The 19,622-nt window shown below is 40.1% G+C and carries 18 protein-coding genes; 9 read left to right on the top strand and 9 right to left on the bottom strand.

Translation table 11 applies throughout. The features are described from left to right. Positions 1-23: 23 nt before the first annotated feature. Together AC1M9I_RS06590 and mazG are read right to left on the bottom strand one after the other, a co-directional pair. A complete protein-coding gene (locus AC1M9I_RS06590; RefSeq protein WP_035265336.1) occupies positions 24-434 on the bottom strand; it encodes a ComEA family DNA-binding protein in 411 nt (136 codons plus the stop codon). Further along, positions 427-1,221: a nucleoside triphosphate pyrophosphohydrolase gene (gene mazG / locus AC1M9I_RS06585; protein ID WP_180028508.1), complete on the bottom strand. Its 795-nt coding sequence runs from the start codon at positions 1,219-1,221 to the stop codon at positions 427-429. The genes AC1M9I_RS06590 and mazG overlap by 8 nt, the downstream gene beginning before the upstream one ends. 107 nt (positions 1,222-1,328) lie before the next feature. Between mazG and AC1M9I_RS06580 the strand changes: the two genes are divergently transcribed. Together AC1M9I_RS06580 and AC1M9I_RS06575 are read left to right on the top strand one after the other, a co-directional pair. Next, entirely contained in the window at positions 1,329-2,105 is a 777-nt protein-coding gene (locus AC1M9I_RS06580; protein WP_481593324.1) for an SDR family oxidoreductase, read from the top strand. Between the two features lie 78 nt (positions 2,106-2,183). Continuing rightward, positions 2,184-2,615, top strand: coding sequence for a hypothetical protein (locus tag AC1M9I_RS06575; protein ID WP_035265332.1), 432 nt, complete (start codon positions 2,184-2,186; stop codon positions 2,613-2,615). A 55-nt stretch (positions 2,616-2,670) separates the two neighbouring features. Here the strand turns inward: AC1M9I_RS06575 and AC1M9I_RS06570 are convergent, their stop codons facing one another. From AC1M9I_RS06570 to cysM, 4 genes are read right to left on the bottom strand one after another with little or no spacing between them, the layout of a single operon-like run. After that, positions 2,671-4,977 (bottom strand): RelA/SpoT family protein, encoded by a 2,307-nt coding sequence (locus AC1M9I_RS06570; protein ID WP_035265331.1) that lies wholly within the window; start codon positions 4,975-4,977, stop codon positions 2,671-2,673. Between the two features lie 53 nt (positions 4,978-5,030). Then, positions 5,031-6,398: a 23S rRNA (uracil(1939)-C(5))-methyltransferase RlmD gene (gene rlmD, locus AC1M9I_RS06565; RefSeq protein ID WP_481595061.1), complete on the bottom strand. Its 1,368-nt coding sequence runs from the start codon at positions 6,396-6,398 to the stop codon at positions 5,031-5,033. A gap of 9 nt (positions 6,399-6,407) precedes the next feature. Further along, on the bottom strand, positions 6,408-7,229 hold the full coding sequence (locus tag AC1M9I_RS06560) for a 3'-5' exonuclease (protein ID WP_481595060.1): 822 nt from the start codon (positions 7,227-7,229) through the stop codon (positions 6,408-6,410). Positions 7,230-7,245: 16 nt separating this feature from the next. Then, positions 7,246-8,166 carry a cysteine synthase CysM gene (cysM, locus tag AC1M9I_RS06555; protein WP_179998626.1) on the bottom strand — a complete coding sequence of 307 codons (921 nt, stop codon included), beginning with the start codon at positions 8,164-8,166 and terminating at the stop codon, positions 7,246-7,248. Positions 8,167-8,317: 151 nt separating this feature from the next. Between cysM and AC1M9I_RS06550 the strand changes: the two genes are divergently transcribed. From AC1M9I_RS06550 to AC1M9I_RS06525, 6 genes are all read left to right on the top strand, one after another. Continuing rightward, positions 8,318-11,122, top strand: coding sequence for a GacS-like sensor histidine kinase (locus AC1M9I_RS06550; protein ID WP_481595059.1), 2,805 nt, complete (start codon positions 8,318-8,320; stop codon positions 11,120-11,122). Positions 11,123-11,232: 110 nt separating this feature from the next. After that, positions 11,233-12,021 carry a crotonase/enoyl-CoA hydratase family protein gene (locus AC1M9I_RS06545; RefSeq protein WP_481595058.1) on the top strand — a complete coding sequence of 263 codons (789 nt, stop codon included), beginning with the start codon at positions 11,233-11,235 and terminating at the stop codon, positions 12,019-12,021. A gap of 38 nt (positions 12,022-12,059) precedes the next feature. Next, on the top strand, positions 12,060-12,932 hold the full coding sequence (locus tag AC1M9I_RS06540; protein WP_481595057.1) for an NAD(P)-dependent oxidoreductase: 873 nt from the start codon (positions 12,060-12,062) through the stop codon (positions 12,930-12,932). Positions 12,933-12,944: 12 nt separating this feature from the next. After that, on the top strand, positions 12,945-13,718 hold the full coding sequence (locus AC1M9I_RS06535; RefSeq protein ID WP_481593321.1) for a hydroxypyruvate isomerase family protein: 774 nt from the start codon (positions 12,945-12,947) through the stop codon (positions 13,716-13,718). A 99-nt stretch (positions 13,719-13,817) separates the two neighbouring features. Then, positions 13,818-14,225 (top strand): ribosome silencing factor, encoded by a 408-nt coding sequence (gene rsfS, locus AC1M9I_RS06530; RefSeq protein WP_035265319.1) that lies wholly within the window; start codon positions 13,818-13,820, stop codon positions 14,223-14,225. Positions 14,226-14,328: 103 nt separating this feature from the next. After that, positions 14,329-14,946 (top strand): GNAT family N-acetyltransferase, encoded by a 618-nt coding sequence (locus AC1M9I_RS06525; protein ID WP_481590354.1) that lies wholly within the window; start codon positions 14,329-14,331, stop codon positions 14,944-14,946. Positions 14,947-14,987: 41 nt separating this feature from the next. Here the strand turns inward: AC1M9I_RS06525 and AC1M9I_RS06520 are convergent, their stop codons facing one another. Genes AC1M9I_RS06520 through AC1M9I_RS06510 form a run of 3 tightly spaced genes read right to left on the bottom strand, consistent with a single transcriptional unit; the run spans position 14,988 to position 17,899 of the window. Beyond that, complete coding sequence (locus AC1M9I_RS06520) at positions 14,988-16,433, bottom strand: NAD(P)(+) transhydrogenase (Re/Si-specific) subunit beta (RefSeq protein ID WP_481610843.1); 1,446 nt, start codon at positions 16,431-16,433, stop codon at positions 14,988-14,990. 3 nt (positions 16,434-16,436) lie between these two features. After that, a complete protein-coding gene (locus AC1M9I_RS06515; RefSeq protein WP_035265316.1) occupies positions 16,437-16,760 on the bottom strand; it encodes a proton-translocating transhydrogenase family protein in 324 nt (107 codons plus the stop codon). An 11-nt stretch (positions 16,761-16,771) separates the two neighbouring features. After that, positions 16,772-17,899, bottom strand: a complete 1,128-nt coding sequence (locus AC1M9I_RS06510) for a Re/Si-specific NAD(P)(+) transhydrogenase subunit alpha (RefSeq protein ID WP_035265315.1) — start codon at positions 17,897-17,899, stop codon at positions 16,772-16,774. 797 nt (positions 17,900-18,696) lie between these two features. Here AC1M9I_RS06510 and AC1M9I_RS06505 point away from each other — a divergent pair. Next, entirely contained in the window at positions 18,697-19,620 is a 924-nt protein-coding gene (locus AC1M9I_RS06505; protein WP_481610842.1) for a DMT family transporter, read from the top strand. The last annotated feature ends 2 nt before the right edge of the window (positions 19,621-19,622 follow it).

Raw genomic sequence — 19,622 nt, 5'->3', positions numbered from 1 at the left:
CATTTGACCTCTATAAAAATGTGTTAGAGGGCTAACTGGTTGCGATTCTTTTCGATAAACTTTGGACCTATTCCTTTGACATTTTGAAGTTCATCTACTGACTTAAAACTGCCATGCTTTTGCCGATACTCAATAATTGCAGCAGCTTTCTTCTCACCCACTCCTTTAATCATTTGTAGTTCAACCATTGAAGCCGTATTAAGACGAACTTTAGTTGATTGCCCGACACCACCAGCTGATTGCTTTGATGATGTATTTACGGCTGGTCGAGATAAATAATGGTTCGCACTTTGCCGGTTAAGTCGTTGATCATGAGCTTCTTGCTCTGCTTTCCATTTTAAGTAAGATTGATCAAACTGTTGTGGATATGCCGAACTGATTAAACTCACACATGCAGTAAATATCAGAAGAAGAAAAGAAATGATGCTATTCATGTTGAACCTGAATGTTATTGTTATGTTGCTTTAGATACACTTTTGCCTGACCCCACAATTGGTCCATTTCTTTGAGACTCATATTTTCAATGGGCGTATTTCTATTTTTTGCCTGCAACTCAATGTATGAAAAACGTTGTTTAAATTTGTGGATGGTTCCAAGTAGAGCCATCTCACTTGAAATGCCGATTTTACGTCCAACATTGATTAAAGAAAATAAACAATCTCCAAACTCCTCTTGTATTTCGTCGGAATTTTGATGGTTGAGCGCCTCTCTCAATTCAGATAACTCTTCATCTAACTTTTCATACGCTTGCTCAACATTTTCGAAATCAAATCCAATCTGAGCTACATTTTTTTGAATTTGTTCGGCTTGATCTAAGGCAGGACCCGCTTTAATTTCATCTAAACGTGATTTAGTTTTGTCTTTTTTCTCTTCAGCCTTAATTTTTTGCCAAAGTTCACTCACCTGCTGTTCATTCAGTTGTTCAAATTGAGCCGATTGAAAGACATGAGGATGTCTTCGAATCAACTTGTCGCACAACGTTTCCACCACATCATGAAAATTAAATGCTCCTTGCTCACTATACATTTGCGCTTGAAATACAACTTGCAGCAGAAGATCTCCTAATTCCTCTTTTATATGCGCTGTATTTTGTGATCGAACTGCTTCTTCAACCTCATAAGCTTCTTCAATCGCATAGCGAGTCAAGCTTTCAGGCGTTTGTTTTTGATCCCATGGACATTTCGCACGAAGCTCTTGCATGATATTTAAAAGTTTTTCCATGAAAGTTGATCTCTAGTGAATGATGAGTTTAAAGATATTGTTGATTCAATGAACAATCTTATGCTCAACTAGGAACATAAAATGATGTAAAACAACAAGGATTTTCGATGACATCTAGTATTTTTATCAGTGGCGCAGCACAAGGGATTGGCGCAGCTACCGCAAAACTATTCTATCAGCAAGGTTATAAAGTCGGTATTTATGACATCAATCTCGAACAAGCTGAACAATTGGCTCAATCTTTAGGGCCAAATGCTAAAGCGGGTTTGCTAGATGTTTCCCAATACGACCAATGGCAAAGTGCTTTAACTGAGTTCAACGAATGGGCTGGTGAAATAAATATATTATTAAATAATGCTGGCATCTTATATTCAGGGGCATTCGAAAATACAGATATCTCATCGCATCATCGAACATTTAATATCAATGTTAACGGCGTTCTCAATGGCTGTCATGCTGCGCTCCCTTTCTTAAAACAGGCCTCCCACGCACGTATCATCAATATGTCCTCTGCTTCTGCTATCTATGGTCAAGCTGATTTAGTGTCCTATTCAGCAAGTAAATTTGCTGTTCGCGGCATTACAGAAGGTCTTGATGTTGAATGGCAAAAATATGGAATACGCGTATTAGACATCATGCCATTATTTGTTCAGACTGCCATGGTAAAAGGCATGGATGCGGGTACGATTCAAAATATGGGAGTCAGTCTCAGCGCCCAAGACGTTGCTCAGGAAATTTACCGTGTCGCACGTTTAAAAAGCCATCACTTAACCGTGACTCACCATACTGTTGGCATCAAAACTGAACTAATGTATCACCTGTCAAGATTCAGTCCTCAATTGATCAATAGAGTGACAAATTTAATATTAAGTAAAAAGAAATGACAAATTAGTCACATTTGTGTATATTCTCTCGCCCCAACAGGGGCATTTATAACAATGCGTTACAAATGAGAATATATAATGAAAAAAATTTTAACTTTAGCTATCGCTACTGCTTTAACAACGACTCTTGCTCAAGCTTCGGGTGAACTACCAACGAAACAACACTCAACTGCTGAACTCAAGGCAATGGATTGTGCAACACTAGCTGTTGAAAAAGCCAATGCTAAGCGTAACTTAGAAAATGCTGATAAAAATATTGCAGCTGCTGCAACCCAAACGCCAGCTAAATCATTGAGCAAATGGGCGGGTATGGCAGGTAATGCATTATCTACTTTCGGTGGCAACTCAGAAAAAGCAACAAAAATGGGGCAAGTTGCAAACTCTGTAGCGGGTGAAAGCGATACTTCTGATGCTGCAAATATTCCATTACAGCAACAGATCAAAGCTGCATCGCAAGCAAACATCGATAATATTGGAATCTATCAAGGTTCTAAAAAATGCAAAATCTGATTTAACTCTATTTGAGTGATCAGTCATAAAAAAGCCTGCTAAAGCAGGCTTTTTTTTAATTTCCTTGAACCAAACGTCTTGCGCTAATGATGCCTGGTTGCTGTTCCAATCGAGCCAACAAGCGAGACAATTGAGCCAAACCTTTGACCTCAATCAATAGTTTCATATTGGCAATACCATCCGCTTCCGAAATAGTATTCACTTGGCGAATATTAATCTGATCTGAAAAAATCACTTGGGTTAGATCCTTCAGCAGTCCTCGACGATCATAAGCCTCAACCACAATTTGGACACTCTGCCCTCTTGTGGGTTGCATTTCCCAATCTGCTTCAACAGCGCGTTCAGGTTCTTGGCTGATCATACGCACATAATCCGGACAAGCCACCTTATGAATACTCACGCCACGATTGAGTGTGATATATCCAGCAATCGACTCACCATGAACAGGCTGACAACATTGTGCAATATGTAGTTCAACATTATCCAAACCGTCAATCAGAATCCCATGCGCTGATAATGTATGACTCGCCCGTGGATTTAATGCTGGCTTCAGCACTAACTCAGGCTCATCTTGATCCAAGTGCATATGACGATTGACTTGATTAATCAATGCATGAAGACTGATATCTCCACTCACCAAGGATACAAGAATGTCCTCACCTGTTTTAACGTTAAAGTGAGCACAATAATCACTCAAATCAATACTTTTTGGGTGAATTGCAAGACGTGATAATTCCTTGGTGAGAATCTCTCGACCGACTTCTAAGTTCTTACTACGGTCTTGCTGTCTGAACCAATGGCGCAACTTGTCTCTTGCACGTGCTGTCTTGATATAACCTAAAGAGTTCACCAACCAATCACGATTTGGCTCACGATCTTTCTTGGTCAGAATCTCGACTTGTTCACCTGTTTTTAATGTATAAGTCAGTGGCACATAACGTTGGTTCACACGTGCTGCATAACACTTATTACCAACCTCAGTATGCACATGATATGCAAAATCTAAAACGGTTGAATTACGCGGTAATTCTTTAATGTCACCATCACGACTAAAAACATAAATTTTTTCAAAATCTTCAAAATCTTGAAGCTGATTGAAATTTTCAGTTTCGTCTTCATTCGGATGCGCACCTGCTTCATTTCGTTCTTGATAATGTTCAAGCACGGAACGTAAAGAGTGCAAACGATGATTAAATGAATAATCTGTAGTTTTCGCACCTTCTTTATAATTGAAATGAGAACAAACGCCTAACTCAGCTTCTTCATGCATTTCAGTGGTTCTGATTTGTATCTCTAAAGATTTATTTTCAGCAATCACTGCAGTATGTAAAGAACGGTAGCCATTGGCTTTTGGGTTAGTGATGTAATCATCAAACTGATGGGGAATATGACGCCAGATTTGATGTACGATCCCCAAAGCGTGATAACACTCAGATACATTCTGAACCAGTACACGAACAGCTCGAATGTCATATAGCTGATCGAAACTTAAGTTCTTACTTTTCATTTTTCGATAAATCGAATAAATGTGTTTCACACGACCTGAGATTTCAGCCTCAATGCCATGCTTCAACAACTCACTTTTCAGCTTATCGACCACGAATTGAATATATTGTTCGCGCTCTAAGCGTTTTTCATTGAGTAAAGATGCAATTTCTTTATAGCGCTCTGGTGCTAAATAACGGAACGCAAGATCTTCAAGTTCCCATTTTAACTGCGCGATACCAAGACGATGCGCCAAGGGCGAGTAAATGGTCAAAATTTCTCGTGCGACACGCTCTTGACGCTCTTTTGGAGAGTTTGCCAACTCACGCAAAGCCAGCGTACGCTCAGCCAACTTGATTAATACAACGCGAACATCCTCTGTTACTGAGATCAACATCTTGTAAATCCCAGTTAAATGTTCACGCTGATTATTATTGAAGTGATCTTCTAAACGTTTATTTTTTTCGATCAGCTCTGACAACTTACCCATTGCCAAAGTGCCTTTCACCAAATTGTAGACACTTTCACCAAAGCTTTTACGAATCTCCTCAAGCGACGTCATGCCCTCACGCACACTACGATAAAGCATCGCTGCTGACAAAGTATCTTCATCAACATGTAGGTGAGCCAAAATATCTGCCATACCTAAGCCAGTCGCGAAGGTATTGGTTTTATGATGGTGATCAGAAGTCAGTTCTTTTTTTAAAACACTAAGAGCGACTTCTTCTAATTTTTTAAGTTCTGCACCGTCTAAAATAATCCGCGCACGGTCTAGCCAAGTTGCTAAACCAAGTTGCGCTTCAGCGGCATGTTCTACAGTCGTTTCCTCAGACAACTCAGTCAGTCGTCCAGGTAACTGCTCACGTACTGTGACCATACCCTTCTCCTTTTTTAAATCTAATCTTCATTTTATTAAATCAACACTTAGCACTAGCTTTTTTCAAATAAAGCAATAGATTCAACATGGCCTGTATGACTGAACATATCCATCACACCAGCTTTCTTCAACTGATAGCCATGTTGTACTAAAATCCCTGTATCACGTGCTAATGTAGCAGGATTACAGGAAACATAGACGATTTTTTTTGCACCAAAATTTGGCACATAGTGCATAATTTCTTCAGCTCCAGCGCGTGGTGGGTCTATTAAGAGTGCATCGAACCCTTGATTTGCCCAAGAATGTTGCGAAAAATCTTGCGTTAAATCCTGAGCATAAAATTTTACGTTTGTGATGCCGTTTTTCAGTGCATTTTCTGTCCCACGCATCACCATTTCCTCACTTCCCTCCACCGCGACGACCTCACCCCGTGTTACAGAACGTGCAAGTGGCAATGAGAAATTCCCTAGACCACAGAATAAATCAAGAACACGCTCATTTCCGCTCAGGTCAAGCAATTCACATGCCAGCTTCACCATTTGTGGATTAATGGTGGGGTTCACCTGAGTAAAGTCAGTCGGTTTAAAACCAAACGTCACGTTAAAATCAGGTAGTGAGTAATGTAATCGCTCAGATAGGTCACCATCCGCACGATGAACACTACTTACACCAGCTGGTTGCAAATAAAGCTGCCATGATCTTTCTAACGCAAATTCACGCAGTTGGTTGACATCATTTTGCGGTAATTTGTTGGTATGACGTATCAAAAGTGCAACCTCTTGATCTCCTTTCGCCAATTCAATATGACCTATATCTGCTTTTGCTTTTAGATTTTCAAGGAGTACCTTGAGGTGAGGTAACGCAGCATCTAGCTCTGCATCTAAAATTTTGCAGGTTTTAATTTCAGTAAGCTGATTAGATTGAGCCTCACGAAAACCCATGACTAATTTATTTTTTTTAGCAATGTAGCGAACGCCAATACGAGCCTTGTGACGATAATCTTCACGTAACGAACGCAATGGTTCTAGCCACGACTCTGGAAGAGCACCTGCAAAGTGGGTGAGATGCGACTCTAAAACTGATTGTTTTAAACGAATTTGTTCATCTAATTTTATGTGCTGCATATTACAGCCTCCACATTTTCCAAAATGTGGACAAACTGGCTGTGTACGAATTGGACTCGGCGCCCCAATCAACTGCACACAATCAGCTTCTTCTAATTTTTTTGCCTGATGGGTAATTTGAGCTTCTACTGTTTCTCCTGGCAGTGCAAAACGAATAAAAACCTTTTTACCCAATTTGTCTTGAGGATGTTCCTGTCCTTGAAAATGTGCGATCCCTCGCCCTTCATGTGAAAGCCTCTCAACTGTAAATGTATAACGAGGAAGTTGAGATGAGCGATGTGCGGCACGTTGTTTCAAAGAGATAACCTAATGTTGAGTTGATTTAAAATCAGAAGCGGTGAAGTCAGTTTTTTCAGCAGTTTCTTGCCAAATACGCAAAAATTCTGTTTGCTGGGGTTGACCTTGAAGATAATGAATCGTCGCTTGAATCCACAGACGATGATCTTCAGGGAAAATCTGTCCTTTTAACAATACATAGCGCAGATAGACTAACCATGTGTTTAAAACATCCCCTTCACAATAACTGGTTAATTCTATCCAATTATTGTTACGAACATATTCAGGGATAAAATAACCTGGTGTTCCGCGCTTACCCGGGTAACCGAGCATATAGGCGACATCATCCAGTTTTTGGAAGTGACGCGCATTAAACATTGCCATAAAATCCATCAAATCAATATGACGATGATGGTAACGATTCTGGTAGTTATTATAGCGCTTTTGCGTATCAATTTCGCCTTGATCAAACAGACTTGGCGCAGACAACCCATGATACATTGCTCTATACATAATAACAGGCAGATCAAATTGGGAGCCATTCCAACTGACTAAAGTCGGATTACGTTTATCAAAAATTGATAGAAATTTTTGTAAAATTTCAGGTTCTGAATAATGTTCACGACTGAATGAAAATAATTTCATTCCTGCCTTTTCATCAATCCATAGTCCTGAAATACAGACAATTTCATGTAAAGCAAGTCGCTGAAAGTCAGTGCCCGCTTCTTGACGTCTTAACTTACTCAGCGCTTGTTCAATACTATCTTCTGGTAAATCTAAGCCATATAGATGCGCTCCTGATTTAAGATCGGTCAATGTTTCAATATCAAACACTAAAACAGGTAAGCGCATATAGATTTACTCGAATTTATTGTTCATCTTCTACAGAGAATAACCCCGTAGAGAGATAACGATCACCACGATCACACACGATACATGCAATCACAGCACCAGGATGTTGTTCAGCGATTTTTATTGATGCCCAAACTGCACCACCAGAAGAAGTACCAGCACTAATTCCTTCCTTACGTGCCAATTGACGAGCCATTTTTTCAGCTTCAATTTGTGGAATATCCATAATTTGATCAACACGAGAAGCATCAAAAATCGTCGGCAAATATTCTTGAGGCCAACGGCGAATACCTGCAATATTCGATCCTTCAGATGGCTGTAGACCAATAATTTGAATATCTGGATTTTGTTCTTTGAGGTATTTTGAAATCCCCATGATGGTTCCCGTTGTTCCCATCGAACTTACAAAATGCGTAATTTTACCACCAGTTTGTTGCCAAATTTCTGGACCAGTTGTCAAATAGTGTGCTTGGACATTGTCTGGATTACCAAACTGATTGAGCACCAAACCTAGACCATCTTTTTCCATTTGCAATGCGATATCACGAGCTTCTTCCATATTCTCGGATTCAATAAGCTCAGCACCATACGCACGCATTGCATCTTTGCGTTCTTGACTAGAGCTTGCAGGCATAATCAATTTCATTTTATAGCCACGCATTGCCGCAACCATGGCTAATGCAATACCTGTGTTACCGCTAGTCGCTTCGATCAGCGTATCACCTGGCTTAATGTCACCACGTTTTTCAGCTTGCATGATCATGTTATATGCTGGGCGATCTTTGACAGAGCCCGCTGGATTATTCCCTTCCAGTTTTGCCAATACAGTCGCTTGAGTATGACTTGCCAGACGCTGTAACCTAACCAATGGGGTTTTACCCACATAGTGGTCTAATAAAAAATCGTCTGATTGAAAATCTACTTGTGTATTACTCATTATTTGCACCCATATTGAGGTGCAGGTATTGTATGAAAAAAAGTATCTCACTGCATCAATTTCAAAGGCTTTTTAATGAGGGTGATTAAAGCACCATCATTTTTTTAAAGCGTGCTAATATGCCCAACATGGGGAATGAGTCACTCTGCACATGTCGAATTTGAATAAAAAAATCTTCAATCGCTTAAAACTAAACCATGCTTATGGGCAATTGATTGCCCTCATTTTTGTACCCATTGCGGTACTGGCAAGCGTCGGCTCTGCACTGGTGCTCACAGAAACGTCTAATTCCGCAAAATCAGAACAACGCTTTGCCGCAAATGCAATTTTAAGTCGTTATAAATACACGACAGAAAACCTACTTATTGCGCTTGAAAAAAACCCCTCACAAGCGCAACAAGACCGCGCTAAAAGCATCTTACAAAAGATGTTTAATGAAAAGTATTTACTCAGTGTCGCAGTCCTAAACCAACAACAAAAACCTTATTTTGGGTTAGGCTATCGCAATGAAAAACCTTGGCCTAGCTTCCCGACCAATGTACAAACATTTGGTCCGATTAAAGATCAACATAATCATATTTATGGCTTAGCATTAAATACGCCTGATCAAAGTAAAAAATGGCTTGTTATCGAGCTAGATAATCAACCTCTCGCCATCTCTCAATATCGTGTTTTCATTGTACTGATCACGACGGGTTTGTTGACACTTTTACTCTTATTACTGTGCTTGAACTTTTATTCACGACGTTGGATTGCACCTATGTACGAAATACGTATGCAATTACAGCGACTCAATGCAGACACACTCGACCAACACATGGTCATCAATAGTACTGGCGAGTTAAGGTTACTCCAACGCGATATTGCGAATGTCGTGAAGCGTCTACATTTCAGCTTTTTAGAGCTGAAGGAACATACCGAGCAGACCGAAGACGATTTAAGACGTACGCTTGATACACTTGAAGTGCAAAATATTACTTATAAACAAGCACGCGATCAGGCCATTTCATCCAATCAGGCAAAATCTGTTTTTCTTGCCAATATCAGTCATGAGTTGCGTACCCCGCTGAATAGTATCGATGGTTTTATTCACTTGTTATTGCGCCAAGAGAATCTCAGCAATGATCAAAGCCTGTATTTGCAAACGATTCGCAAATCATCAGCACATCTTTTAGCACTGATCAATGACGTCTTGGACTTTTCAAAAATTGATGCCGGTAAACTTGAACTAGAAACCGCATCATTTGATTTAGAAGAAGCGATCTTCGATGTTATGGACATGTTGTCGCCATTAGCCGCCCAAAAAAATATCGATATGGCCTTCTACTATGCCGATAACATTCCAAAGTATGTGATTGGCGATGCTTTACGTTGTAAACAGATTTTGACTAACCTGATTTCAAATGCCATTAAATTCACCCCTGATGGTGAAATTATTGTACGTGTTCGAATGGAGCATGACGATCTAGAACATTGCCTATTGCATTTTAGTGTTCAAGATAGTGGTATTGGGTTAAGTGGTACAGACCGAAAACGGTTATTTGAATCATTTTCTCAAGGCGATGCTTCCGTCACTCGTCAATTTGGTGGCACAGGTTTAGGCTTAGCAATCTCAAAACAATTGGTTAATCTGATGCATGGCCAAATTGGCTTTGAAGATAACCAAGAACGCGCCCCAACTGAAAAGGGTTCAACATTCTGGTTTACTGCGAAATTTGCGGTTGATGAATATGAAATTATTCATCCGCAATTCCATGACATGCGTGTCATCTCCTATTTAGCCCACCCTGCAACTGCGAATGTTTTACGTCATTATTTAGAAAATTATGGTGTTGAACACACAGAAGCTCAATCCATTCTAGATTTATTCAGCCGTCTAAATGGTTTGACACATCAACCTGAAAATACGTGGTTGATTGTAGATCACAGTGGTGATCCAGAGGCTTTATTAAAAGAGATTCGCGGACGTTATCAAGGTCACTTAGCCGTATATGGCTATCAGATGGCGCTCGACCTCAACATGTTGAATGAATACAAAGCGAGACCACTGTATCAACCTCTGAGCCGTTCATCATTAATTCAGCTTTTGGAAAATCAGCCAATATTTGAAGTAGAACCTCATGATAACTTTAAAGCCCTTAATTTACATGTACTTGCAGTAGACGATCATCTACCAAACTTAATCGTTTTAGAAGCTTTGCTCGGCGAAATTAATGTTCAAACAACTAAAGCGCAAAGTGGACAAGAGGCACTACAAATTTTACAACAACAGATTCAAAATGATGAAAAGCCGTTTGATCTGATATTTATGGACATTCAAATGCCAGTGATGTCCGGCATCGATACGACTCGTGCGATCAGGTCACTAGAATCCACCATCGAGGGACGTCACACACCGATCATTGCACTTACAGCACATGCTTTAGCAGATGAGAAACAAAAGTTGCTTAAAGTCGGCATGGATGACTATGTCACCAAACCAATCCAAATGGATCAGATTATTCAAATTCTGACCCATTGGAGCAGTGATAAGTTTATTCATCCAATTAAATCCCAAGAAAAAACTTTACGTATCGAAACCTTAGATCATCAGGTTTTAGATTGGAAACAGTGCGTTCAATTGGCAGCGAATAAAGAAGATTTAGCACAAGATTTATTGAAGATGCTGGTAGATAGTTTCCCAAATGAACTTGCTGAAATAGAACAACTCATCGAACTTGAAGATTATCCGCAGCTCGAACATGTATTACACCGTTTATATGGGGCAACACGCTACGTCGGCACTCCGAATTTACAAAGCATCACAGGTGAATTTGAACAGTTCGTTTCAACGCTGCGTAAAGAGCGTAGAAAAGCAGATGAGCAATTTATTGAAAATGTGATGAAACGGCTGGATGAATTAAAAGATGCGATTGTACAAGTAAAAGAAGCAGCCGAGTCTATTTTGAATCATTAATAGACGATCAACGCACTGTATTAGGCAATACGTGATGACTCTACTGTCACGACAGTCTATTTTGGACATGTTATGCTTAAAACAAGAAACAATAAACTCGAGTCACAATAATGGCTGTAATACGTGTAGAAAAAAATAATGGAATTGCGACGGTTTTTCTGAATCGTCCCGACAAACGTAACGCGATGAGCTTTCAACTTTTGAAAGAGTTGGTGCAAGTCGCAAAAAAAATTAAATCTGATCGTACTATCCGCTGTGTGATTCTCACTGGTGAAGCCAACGTATTTAGTGCAGGTATTGATTTAACAGACCTGAATAATCCACAAAATCGTGCTTATGCCGCATGGGAACTCATTAAGCCTGGTCAAAGTCTATTTCAAAAAGCTTTTTTAATCTGGCAAGAACTCCCTGTTCCAGTCATTGCAGCTATTGATGGGTATTGCTTCGGTGCAGGTATGCAATTGGCTTTAGCGGCTGATATTCGAATTGCTCACCCCAATACCCAAATGTCGATCATGGAAACCCGTTGGGGCTTAGTTCCAGATATGGGGTTAACGCGCTCAATCAAAGGTATTATTGGAGTCGACCTAGCCAAAGAATTATCATTAACAGCACGTGTATTTGATGGTGAATATGCCAAAGTAATTGGATTGATCACGCATGTTGATGACAAGCCGATGCAAAAAGCTCAACAGCTTGCCGAAGAAATGTTGCAACGCTCACCAGATGCCTTAGCCGCAGTCAAACAAGTCTTAGATGCAATGGAACACGCACCCCAAAAATCACTTCGTCTTGAGAAAATTTGGCAACTCAAATTACTCCTGGGCAAAAACAGTCAAATCGCGCGTAAAAAAGATAAAAATCCAGATTTGGAATTTTTACCACGTCAATTTAAATAAATTGGTTTTCAAACTTAGATCAGGGATTAGCTTCAGTAATGATTAACGATCAAACTAAAATCGCGTTCTTAGGTATGGGTTTAATGGGTAGCAGAATGGCGACTCGATTGATACAGGCTGGGTTTTACACTGCTGTCTGGAACCGAAGTCCAAACGCATGTGAGCCGTTAATCCAGCTTGGGGCACATCCCCTTCAACTCTCTGAGATAGCACAATTTGATCTGATCCTAACTTGTTTAGCCGATGACAATGCGGTAGAGGCTGTTTTTTCTCAAATTGAATCACTGATTCAACCCGAGCAGATTATTGTGGACTTCTCGAGTCTATCTGTGGATAAAACTAAAAATCTTGCACAACGTGCAACTGCTAAATCAGCGCATTGGATAGATTCTCCTGTGTCAGGTGGAACAGCTGGTGCTGAAAATGGCAGTTTAGTTATTTTTGCTGGCGGACCATCGAGCATCATCGAATCTTTACAACCAATGTATCAAGTTCTTTCACAACGTGTAACCTGTATGGGTGGAACTGGAACAGGACAAGCCACCAAAATTTGTAATCAACTCATCGTTGCTGCAAATAGCACACTCATCGCAGAAGCTGTTGCTTTAGCAGATCAGGCGGGTGTTGATACTCAACTGCTTGCACCTGCCTTAGCAGGTGGATTCGCCGACTCTAAACCTTTTCAAATTTTAACACCACGTATGGCAACGCACGAGTTTGAGCCTGTGCAATGGAAAGTTCAGACCCTGTCTAAAGATTTAAATAACGCCTTGAGTTTGGCTCGACAATTTGACCTTAATATTCCTGTCGCTCAACAAGCCTTAGAACAATTGAAAGCGCATCAATCCAACGGCTTTTCTGAATCAGACCTTGCCTCAGTCATTCTGCAAGTTGAACAAAACAATAAATAGGTCGCATTCAATATGAAGCTCGCTGTCAATTTATCGATGATCTTTACAGAAGTTCCACTCATTGAACGCTTTGCGCTGGCTGCTGAATATGGGTTCCAACATGTAGAAATTCAATTTCCATATGAGCTGAGTATTAATCAAATTCAGCATGAACTCAATGAACATCAACTTAGCTTGTGTCTCATCAACGTTCCTGCCGGAGATTTAATGCAAGGCGGATGCGGATTAGCAAGTAGCCCAAGTAAAACTGATGAATTCAAACAAGCTGTTGACTTAGCGATTGAATATGCATGCTCACTCAATATACCTCGAGTGAATATTTTGGCTGGCAAGCAACCAGATAATGTTGAATATCAGGTCTGCTATGAAACCTTAGTCTCAAATCTTAAATTTGTCAGCGAGATCTTCACAGCGCATGGGATTCAACCCGTTTTTGAGATGATTAATGGCTTTGATATGCCCAACTTCATGATTCAAACAATGCATCAAGCCAAAGAGTTACTGAAAGACGTTAATCATCCAGCTCTAAAAATGCAATTCGATTGCTATCACATGGCTAGAATGCAAGAAGACCTGATTCTGTCACTCAAAGAAAATATGCAACACATTGGGCATATCCAATTTGCAGATGTACCAGGTCGACATGAACCACTCACAGGGATAATTGACTATCCCGCTATTTTTGAATGCATTGCAAATAGCATGTATGAAGGATTTGTCGCAGCCGAATATCGCCCCCAATCTCATTCAACAGATTCTTTCGAATGGAAAAATAAACTTCTTTAATATCATCATATTGTGGTATAAAATTTGTTCAAAGTTTGAATTTTCAAGCAGAAAGCGCTATAGTGAAAGATGAGTTATAGTCAGGAAAATACACTTCTCATGAATTTAGAACCATCGCCCGGCGCTTCTAATTCTCACGAACTCTCTTTGAATTCTCCAAAACAAGACGTTCAAGCTTGCTTAAAAGTTGTTCAAGAAGCATTGCTTGACGTTAAAGCAAAAGAAATCACAACGATTGATGTTAGCGAAGTGAGCAATGTTGCAGATGCAATTGTCATTGCTTCAGGTACTTCTACACGTCACGTGAAAGCGCTTGCAAACAACGTCGCTGATGAAGCACGTAAAGCAGGTTTTCGCCCTATCGGTATTGAAGGCGAAAGCGATGCAGAATGGATCCTTGTTGATCTTGGCACTGTTGTAGTACATCTGATGTTACCTACAGCACGTAAGTTTTATGATCTAGAAAACTTATGGCGTAATGCTTCAACTACAGATTCTGTAGCATAAACATATTAAAGCGACCTTCTTGGTCGCTTTTTTATACTGTGCATTTTAAATTTATAACAATAAAGCCAACAAAAAAGAACTCACTAATTTGGTTTACCTTGATATGACCATGATAAAAGCCACAAGAACAGATCACGATGCATTAGTAGAAACATTAATGCAATCCTTTTGGAACGAAGAGTTTTGCAACTGGGCGATCCAAGCTGAAAAACTGAGTTTCCAACAAAAACATGAAAAACTAGAGCAATTCTTTAGTATTCAATTGAAAGATATCGCTCAACCATATGATGAAGTCTATACCAATCCCGATCGCTCAGTTGCTGCACTTTGGATTCCGCCAAATCAGTGGGATTTAAACCTCATTCAGCAGGTTAAACTACTCCCTCAATTAACGAAGATTATCGGTTTAAGACAACTGGTGAAATTTATTCACATCATTAATCTGGTGCAGAAACATCATCCCAGTGAGGCGCATTATTATTTACAACTCATAGGTGTAAGTCCTGACCACCAAGGACAAGGCTTAGCCAGCAAAGTCTTAACACCTATTCTCACAAAGAGCGATCAACACGGTATCCCATGTTATTTAGAAACTGCAACACCAAGCAATGTTGGACTCTATCGTCATTATGGATTTGAAGTGATCTTTCACCTTCGCGATCTGCCCTACGATGCACCTGAAATTTGGGGAATGTGGCGAAAACCTACACATGAAAAATAAAAAAACCACCCGAAGGTGGTTTTTTAAAAACAAGCTATGAATTAGTGACCTGTACCGTTGATGGCTTTGGTCATATCTTCAACAACTTTCTTCGCATCACCAAAGATCATCATTGTTTTGTCGTTATAGAACAAGTCATTATCAAGACCCGCATAACCTGTCGCCATAGAGCGCTTGATCACCATAATGGTACGAGCTTTATGTGCTTCAAGAATAGGCATACCATAAATTGGTGAGTTTGGATCATCTTTCGCTGCAGGGTTAACGACGTCATTCGCACCGATGACCAATACCACATCTGTTGCTGGGAAGTCTGAATTAATCTCATCCATCTCTAAGATGTCTTCGTACGGAACATCTGCTTCAGCTAAAAGAACGTTCATGTGACCAGGCATACGACCAGCCACTGGGTGAATCGCAAAACGTACTGTTACACCTTGCTCTTTCAATAAGTTTGCAAGCTCTTTCACCGCATTTTGAGCACGACCTTGCGCCATACCATAACCCGGGACAATAACAACACTGTCTGCATTTGACATTAAGAAGCCAGCATCGTCAGCAGAACCAGAACGGTAGTTGCGTTGAACTGCTGCACCAGCTGCTGCTGTCGGTGCTGCAGCACCACCCATTGCACCACCAAACAATACGTTGATGATTGAACGGTTCATTGCTTTACACATAATATAAGACAGAATTGCACCTGACGAACCTACAAGCGAACCTGCAACAATTAACATGTTGTTTTCAAGCGTAAAACCAATCCCTGCTGCCGCCCATCCAGAGAATGAGTTAAGCAAAGACACCACAACTGGCATATCACCACCACCAACAGGCGCAATCCATACCCAACCAAAGGCTAAAGCAAGTGCTGTCATTGCCCAGAACGAGGTCATGTCACCCGTCAAGAAGAAGTGAACCCCTGCTGCTAGCATCGCAATAAAAATCAAAGCTTGAACAGGTTTAACCCATGCACCTGAAATCGTTTTTGCCCATTTCTTTGCCGCCAATTTACCATAAGCAAATACCGATGCAGTGAATGTAATGGCACCAACGAAACATCCTACGAATAATTCGAATAAATGTACGCGACTCATTTCATGGAAGTTCACACCATTTGCAGCCAGTAAGTCTGGCCCAAGCTCGACGAGCTTGTTGTTGTGAATAATTGCAGCGATCGCAATTAACACTGCAGCAAGACCCACGAGTGAGTGCATGAGAGCAACTGTTTCTGGCATTTGTGTCATAGGCACTGTACGAGCTCGAGCAATACCAACAATCGCACCCAATACCATTGCACCGACAATCATCCATACCACAGGATTATCAGCAACAAAGAAAGTTGTTAACACGGCGATTGCCATTGCAATCATACCGTAACGGTTACCTGCAATTGCTGTCTTAGGACCAGACAAGCCACGCAAAGTTAAGATAAAAAGAACGGCACCGATTAGGTAAAACCAATCCGCATACTCACGAATAAATTCCATGTATTAACCCTCTTTTTTCTTTTGCTTTGGCTTAAACATTTCAAGCATACGAGCGGTTACAGCGAAGCCACCGAAAATATTAATGCTTGCTAAGAAAACAGCGATCGCACCTAATACACTCACCACATTGATGGTTTGAAAATCAACAGCCCCCTCAACACCCATAACAGGTAGACCAACAGTTTGGATCATCGCACCGACAATAATAATTGAAGACAATGCATTCGTTACGGCCATCAGCGGCGTGTGAAGCGCAGGTGTCACTCCCCAAACAACGTAATAACCTACGAAGATTGCGAGGACAAAAATTGTAATAGTTTCAACCATGATCAGTCTCCTTAACCACGCTTCAACAGCACTTGACCACCATGAGTGACAAGCAATGCTTTTTGGATTTCATCTTCTTGATTAATGCTGTAGTTTTTATCTTGATCAAAAAGCGTTTCAACAAAGTTATAAACGTTACGTGCATATAGCGCTGAAGCTTCTGTAGAAACGGTCGCTGGAATATTTGGAATACCCAAAATTTTCACGCCATTATCAGTCACAACAGTTTCACCGCATTTTGAGCCTTCAACGTTACCGCCAGTTTCAACTGCCATATCGAGGATGACTGAACCTGGTTTCATTTTGGCAACTGTTTCAGCTTTAATTAAGCGCGGTGCATCACGACCTGGTAAAAGCGCCGTCGTGATCACGATGTCAGCATTCGATACCGCTTTGTCTACAATTGCAGCTTGGTCTTTAATATATTGTTCACCAGGCATCCAACCATAACCATTTTTTGCAGCTTCATCGGCACGCGCTTGCTCTTCTGCTGACATTGGCACGTCTAACCATTTACCGCCTAAAGATTCAACTTGATCTTTGGCTGTTGGACGTAAGTCTGTCGCTTCAACAATAGCACCTAAACGTTTGGCTGTTGCAATCGCTTGTAAGCCTGCTACACCAACACCCATAATGACTACACGAGCTGGTTTAACCGTACCCGCCGCTGTCATTAACATTGGGAACATACGTTGGTACTCTGCCGCCGCAAGAAGCACAGATTTATAACCTGCCAAGTTTGCTTGTGATGACAACACGTCCATATTTTGGGCACGAGATAACGTACGTGGTAATAACTCAAGTGCAAATGCAGACACTTGCTGAGCAGCGAATTGATCAAGTTCCGTATTACGGTACGGATCAAACATCGCAACCACTGTGGTGTTTGGGGCTAATTTTTGTATTTCTTCGCCTTTAGGTGCGCGAACTTTTAAAACCAATTGACTGCCGGTATAAGCATCATCAACAATTTTTGCACCAACCTGTTCATAGGCACTATCAATATAAGCAGCTTTAACACCTGCATTACGTTGGATAACGACACTGTGACCAGCACCAATTAACTTCTTTACTGTTTCTGGTGTCGCAGCTACACGACTTTCACCAACTACAGTTTCGGTAGGGATTCCGATCTGCATGAGCATTCCTCAAGCTAATTTTTCTTAAAGTAGATATCGCATTCCTGCGATATACCCCTGGATGTATTCATGTGAATTTTTTGGATTCTAATTGAACTTTTTTAAATTACCACCCAATATTTATTTAATAAATACCCTCATTTTGAACTCATGATTCACAATCATCACAAAATTTCATGGTATTTGATCTATCATTTTCATAAAAAATAGTTCCAGATTCGTTCAATTTTCGATCCATTTTTTAACAAAAAAGAAACTTTTTTCTAATTTATCGTCAGTATAGGGAGCTTGACTTTATTAAGCTTTGATCATTCTGACATTTTTTAGCTTTCTTTTTATCCCTTTTGATTGTGTTAAAGCGCCGTGCATGTCACATTTTTAGTTGCTTCTTTCATTCTCATAAATCTCAATTTGCCGAATTGACAAAAAATCAGACTAATCGATTCAAATTCTCACGACATTCTTAAAAATTATAAATAAGACAAAATTTAGATAAATCTTGGTTTTAAAATTGAGCTTAAATTTTGGCTGAACATGAAATACAAGCTGACTGATTCTTGAAAAGAATGCTTACAAACCGTGCAAAAAAAATTTGAAATATTTTTTTGATGTATTTTTTGGGTTGATAGACCACTGTTTTTTTCATATTACGCACCACAATGATGCATTTAAACAAAAAATCAAAACGCCTTATATCGCTAGGTAGGTGATTTAGCGAAAATTAGAGATTGAATTTTAGAGCTTACAATAAAGATTGGCTTATACTTCCATTACTTAAAAATTGATTTTTAACATTTATGGTACTTAAGCTGACTCCCACTCAGTTAGGGAGTTTATGTGCGCTGTTGGCAGCATTCTTGTTTAGTAGTAAAGCGATCTTAATCAAACAAGCTTATGCAGTTTCTGAAGATGTTGATGCAACATTGCTTGTTGCCTTAAGGATGCTCAGTGCCTTACCCGTTTTTCTTTTTATTTGTTGGTTGAACCGACACCGTAATCGCGGATTTTCAGCGCAGGATTGGGCCCTACTCCTCGTTGCTGGTTTGATTGGATATTATTTTTCAAGTTGGCTCGATTTTATGAGTCTGATGTACATCAGTGCCTCTTTGGAGCGTATTATCCTATTTCTATATCCCACCATGACAGTAATTGCATCAAGTGTAATTTTCAAACATCCTCTTTCAATGAAGACTATTTTTGCGATTGGACTAAGTTATGGCGGCACGCTTATAGTGATGCTCCAAGAACAAAGCAATGTGCCTCATGAAAGTAATTTTTGGCTAGGTGTGAGTTTAGTTTTCGCAAGCGCGATTTGCTTTGCGAGTTATCTATTGATGACTCCAAAATTAATCCAAAAATTTGGATCGTGGAATTTTACGGGCTTAGCAATGTCTATCGCCTGCTTAGGGACGATTCTTCACTACTTTATTGCTCAGCCAAGCCCTGTATCCAATATCCTTGAACAATCCATGGAAGTAATCGGATATGGTGTTGCATTAGGCATTGGGGTAACGGTGATTCCAACTATTCTCATTGCGCAAAGTATTGCTCGTTTAGGTGCTTCTCAAACAGCCATGATTGGTTCACTTGGTCCAATTCTGACCATTATATTGGCAACTATCTTTTTAGGGGAATCAATGAATATGATTCAATGGTTTGGTTGTGCGCTGAATATATTGGGTGTGATGATGATTACGCTTTCCAAAACTAAACTGAAATAAAG

This window comes from Acinetobacter sp. ANC_7553, assembly GCF_056779895.1.
The sequence above is the reverse complement of the archived record's forward strand: the minus strand, read 5'-3'. Positions and strand labels throughout refer to the sequence as shown.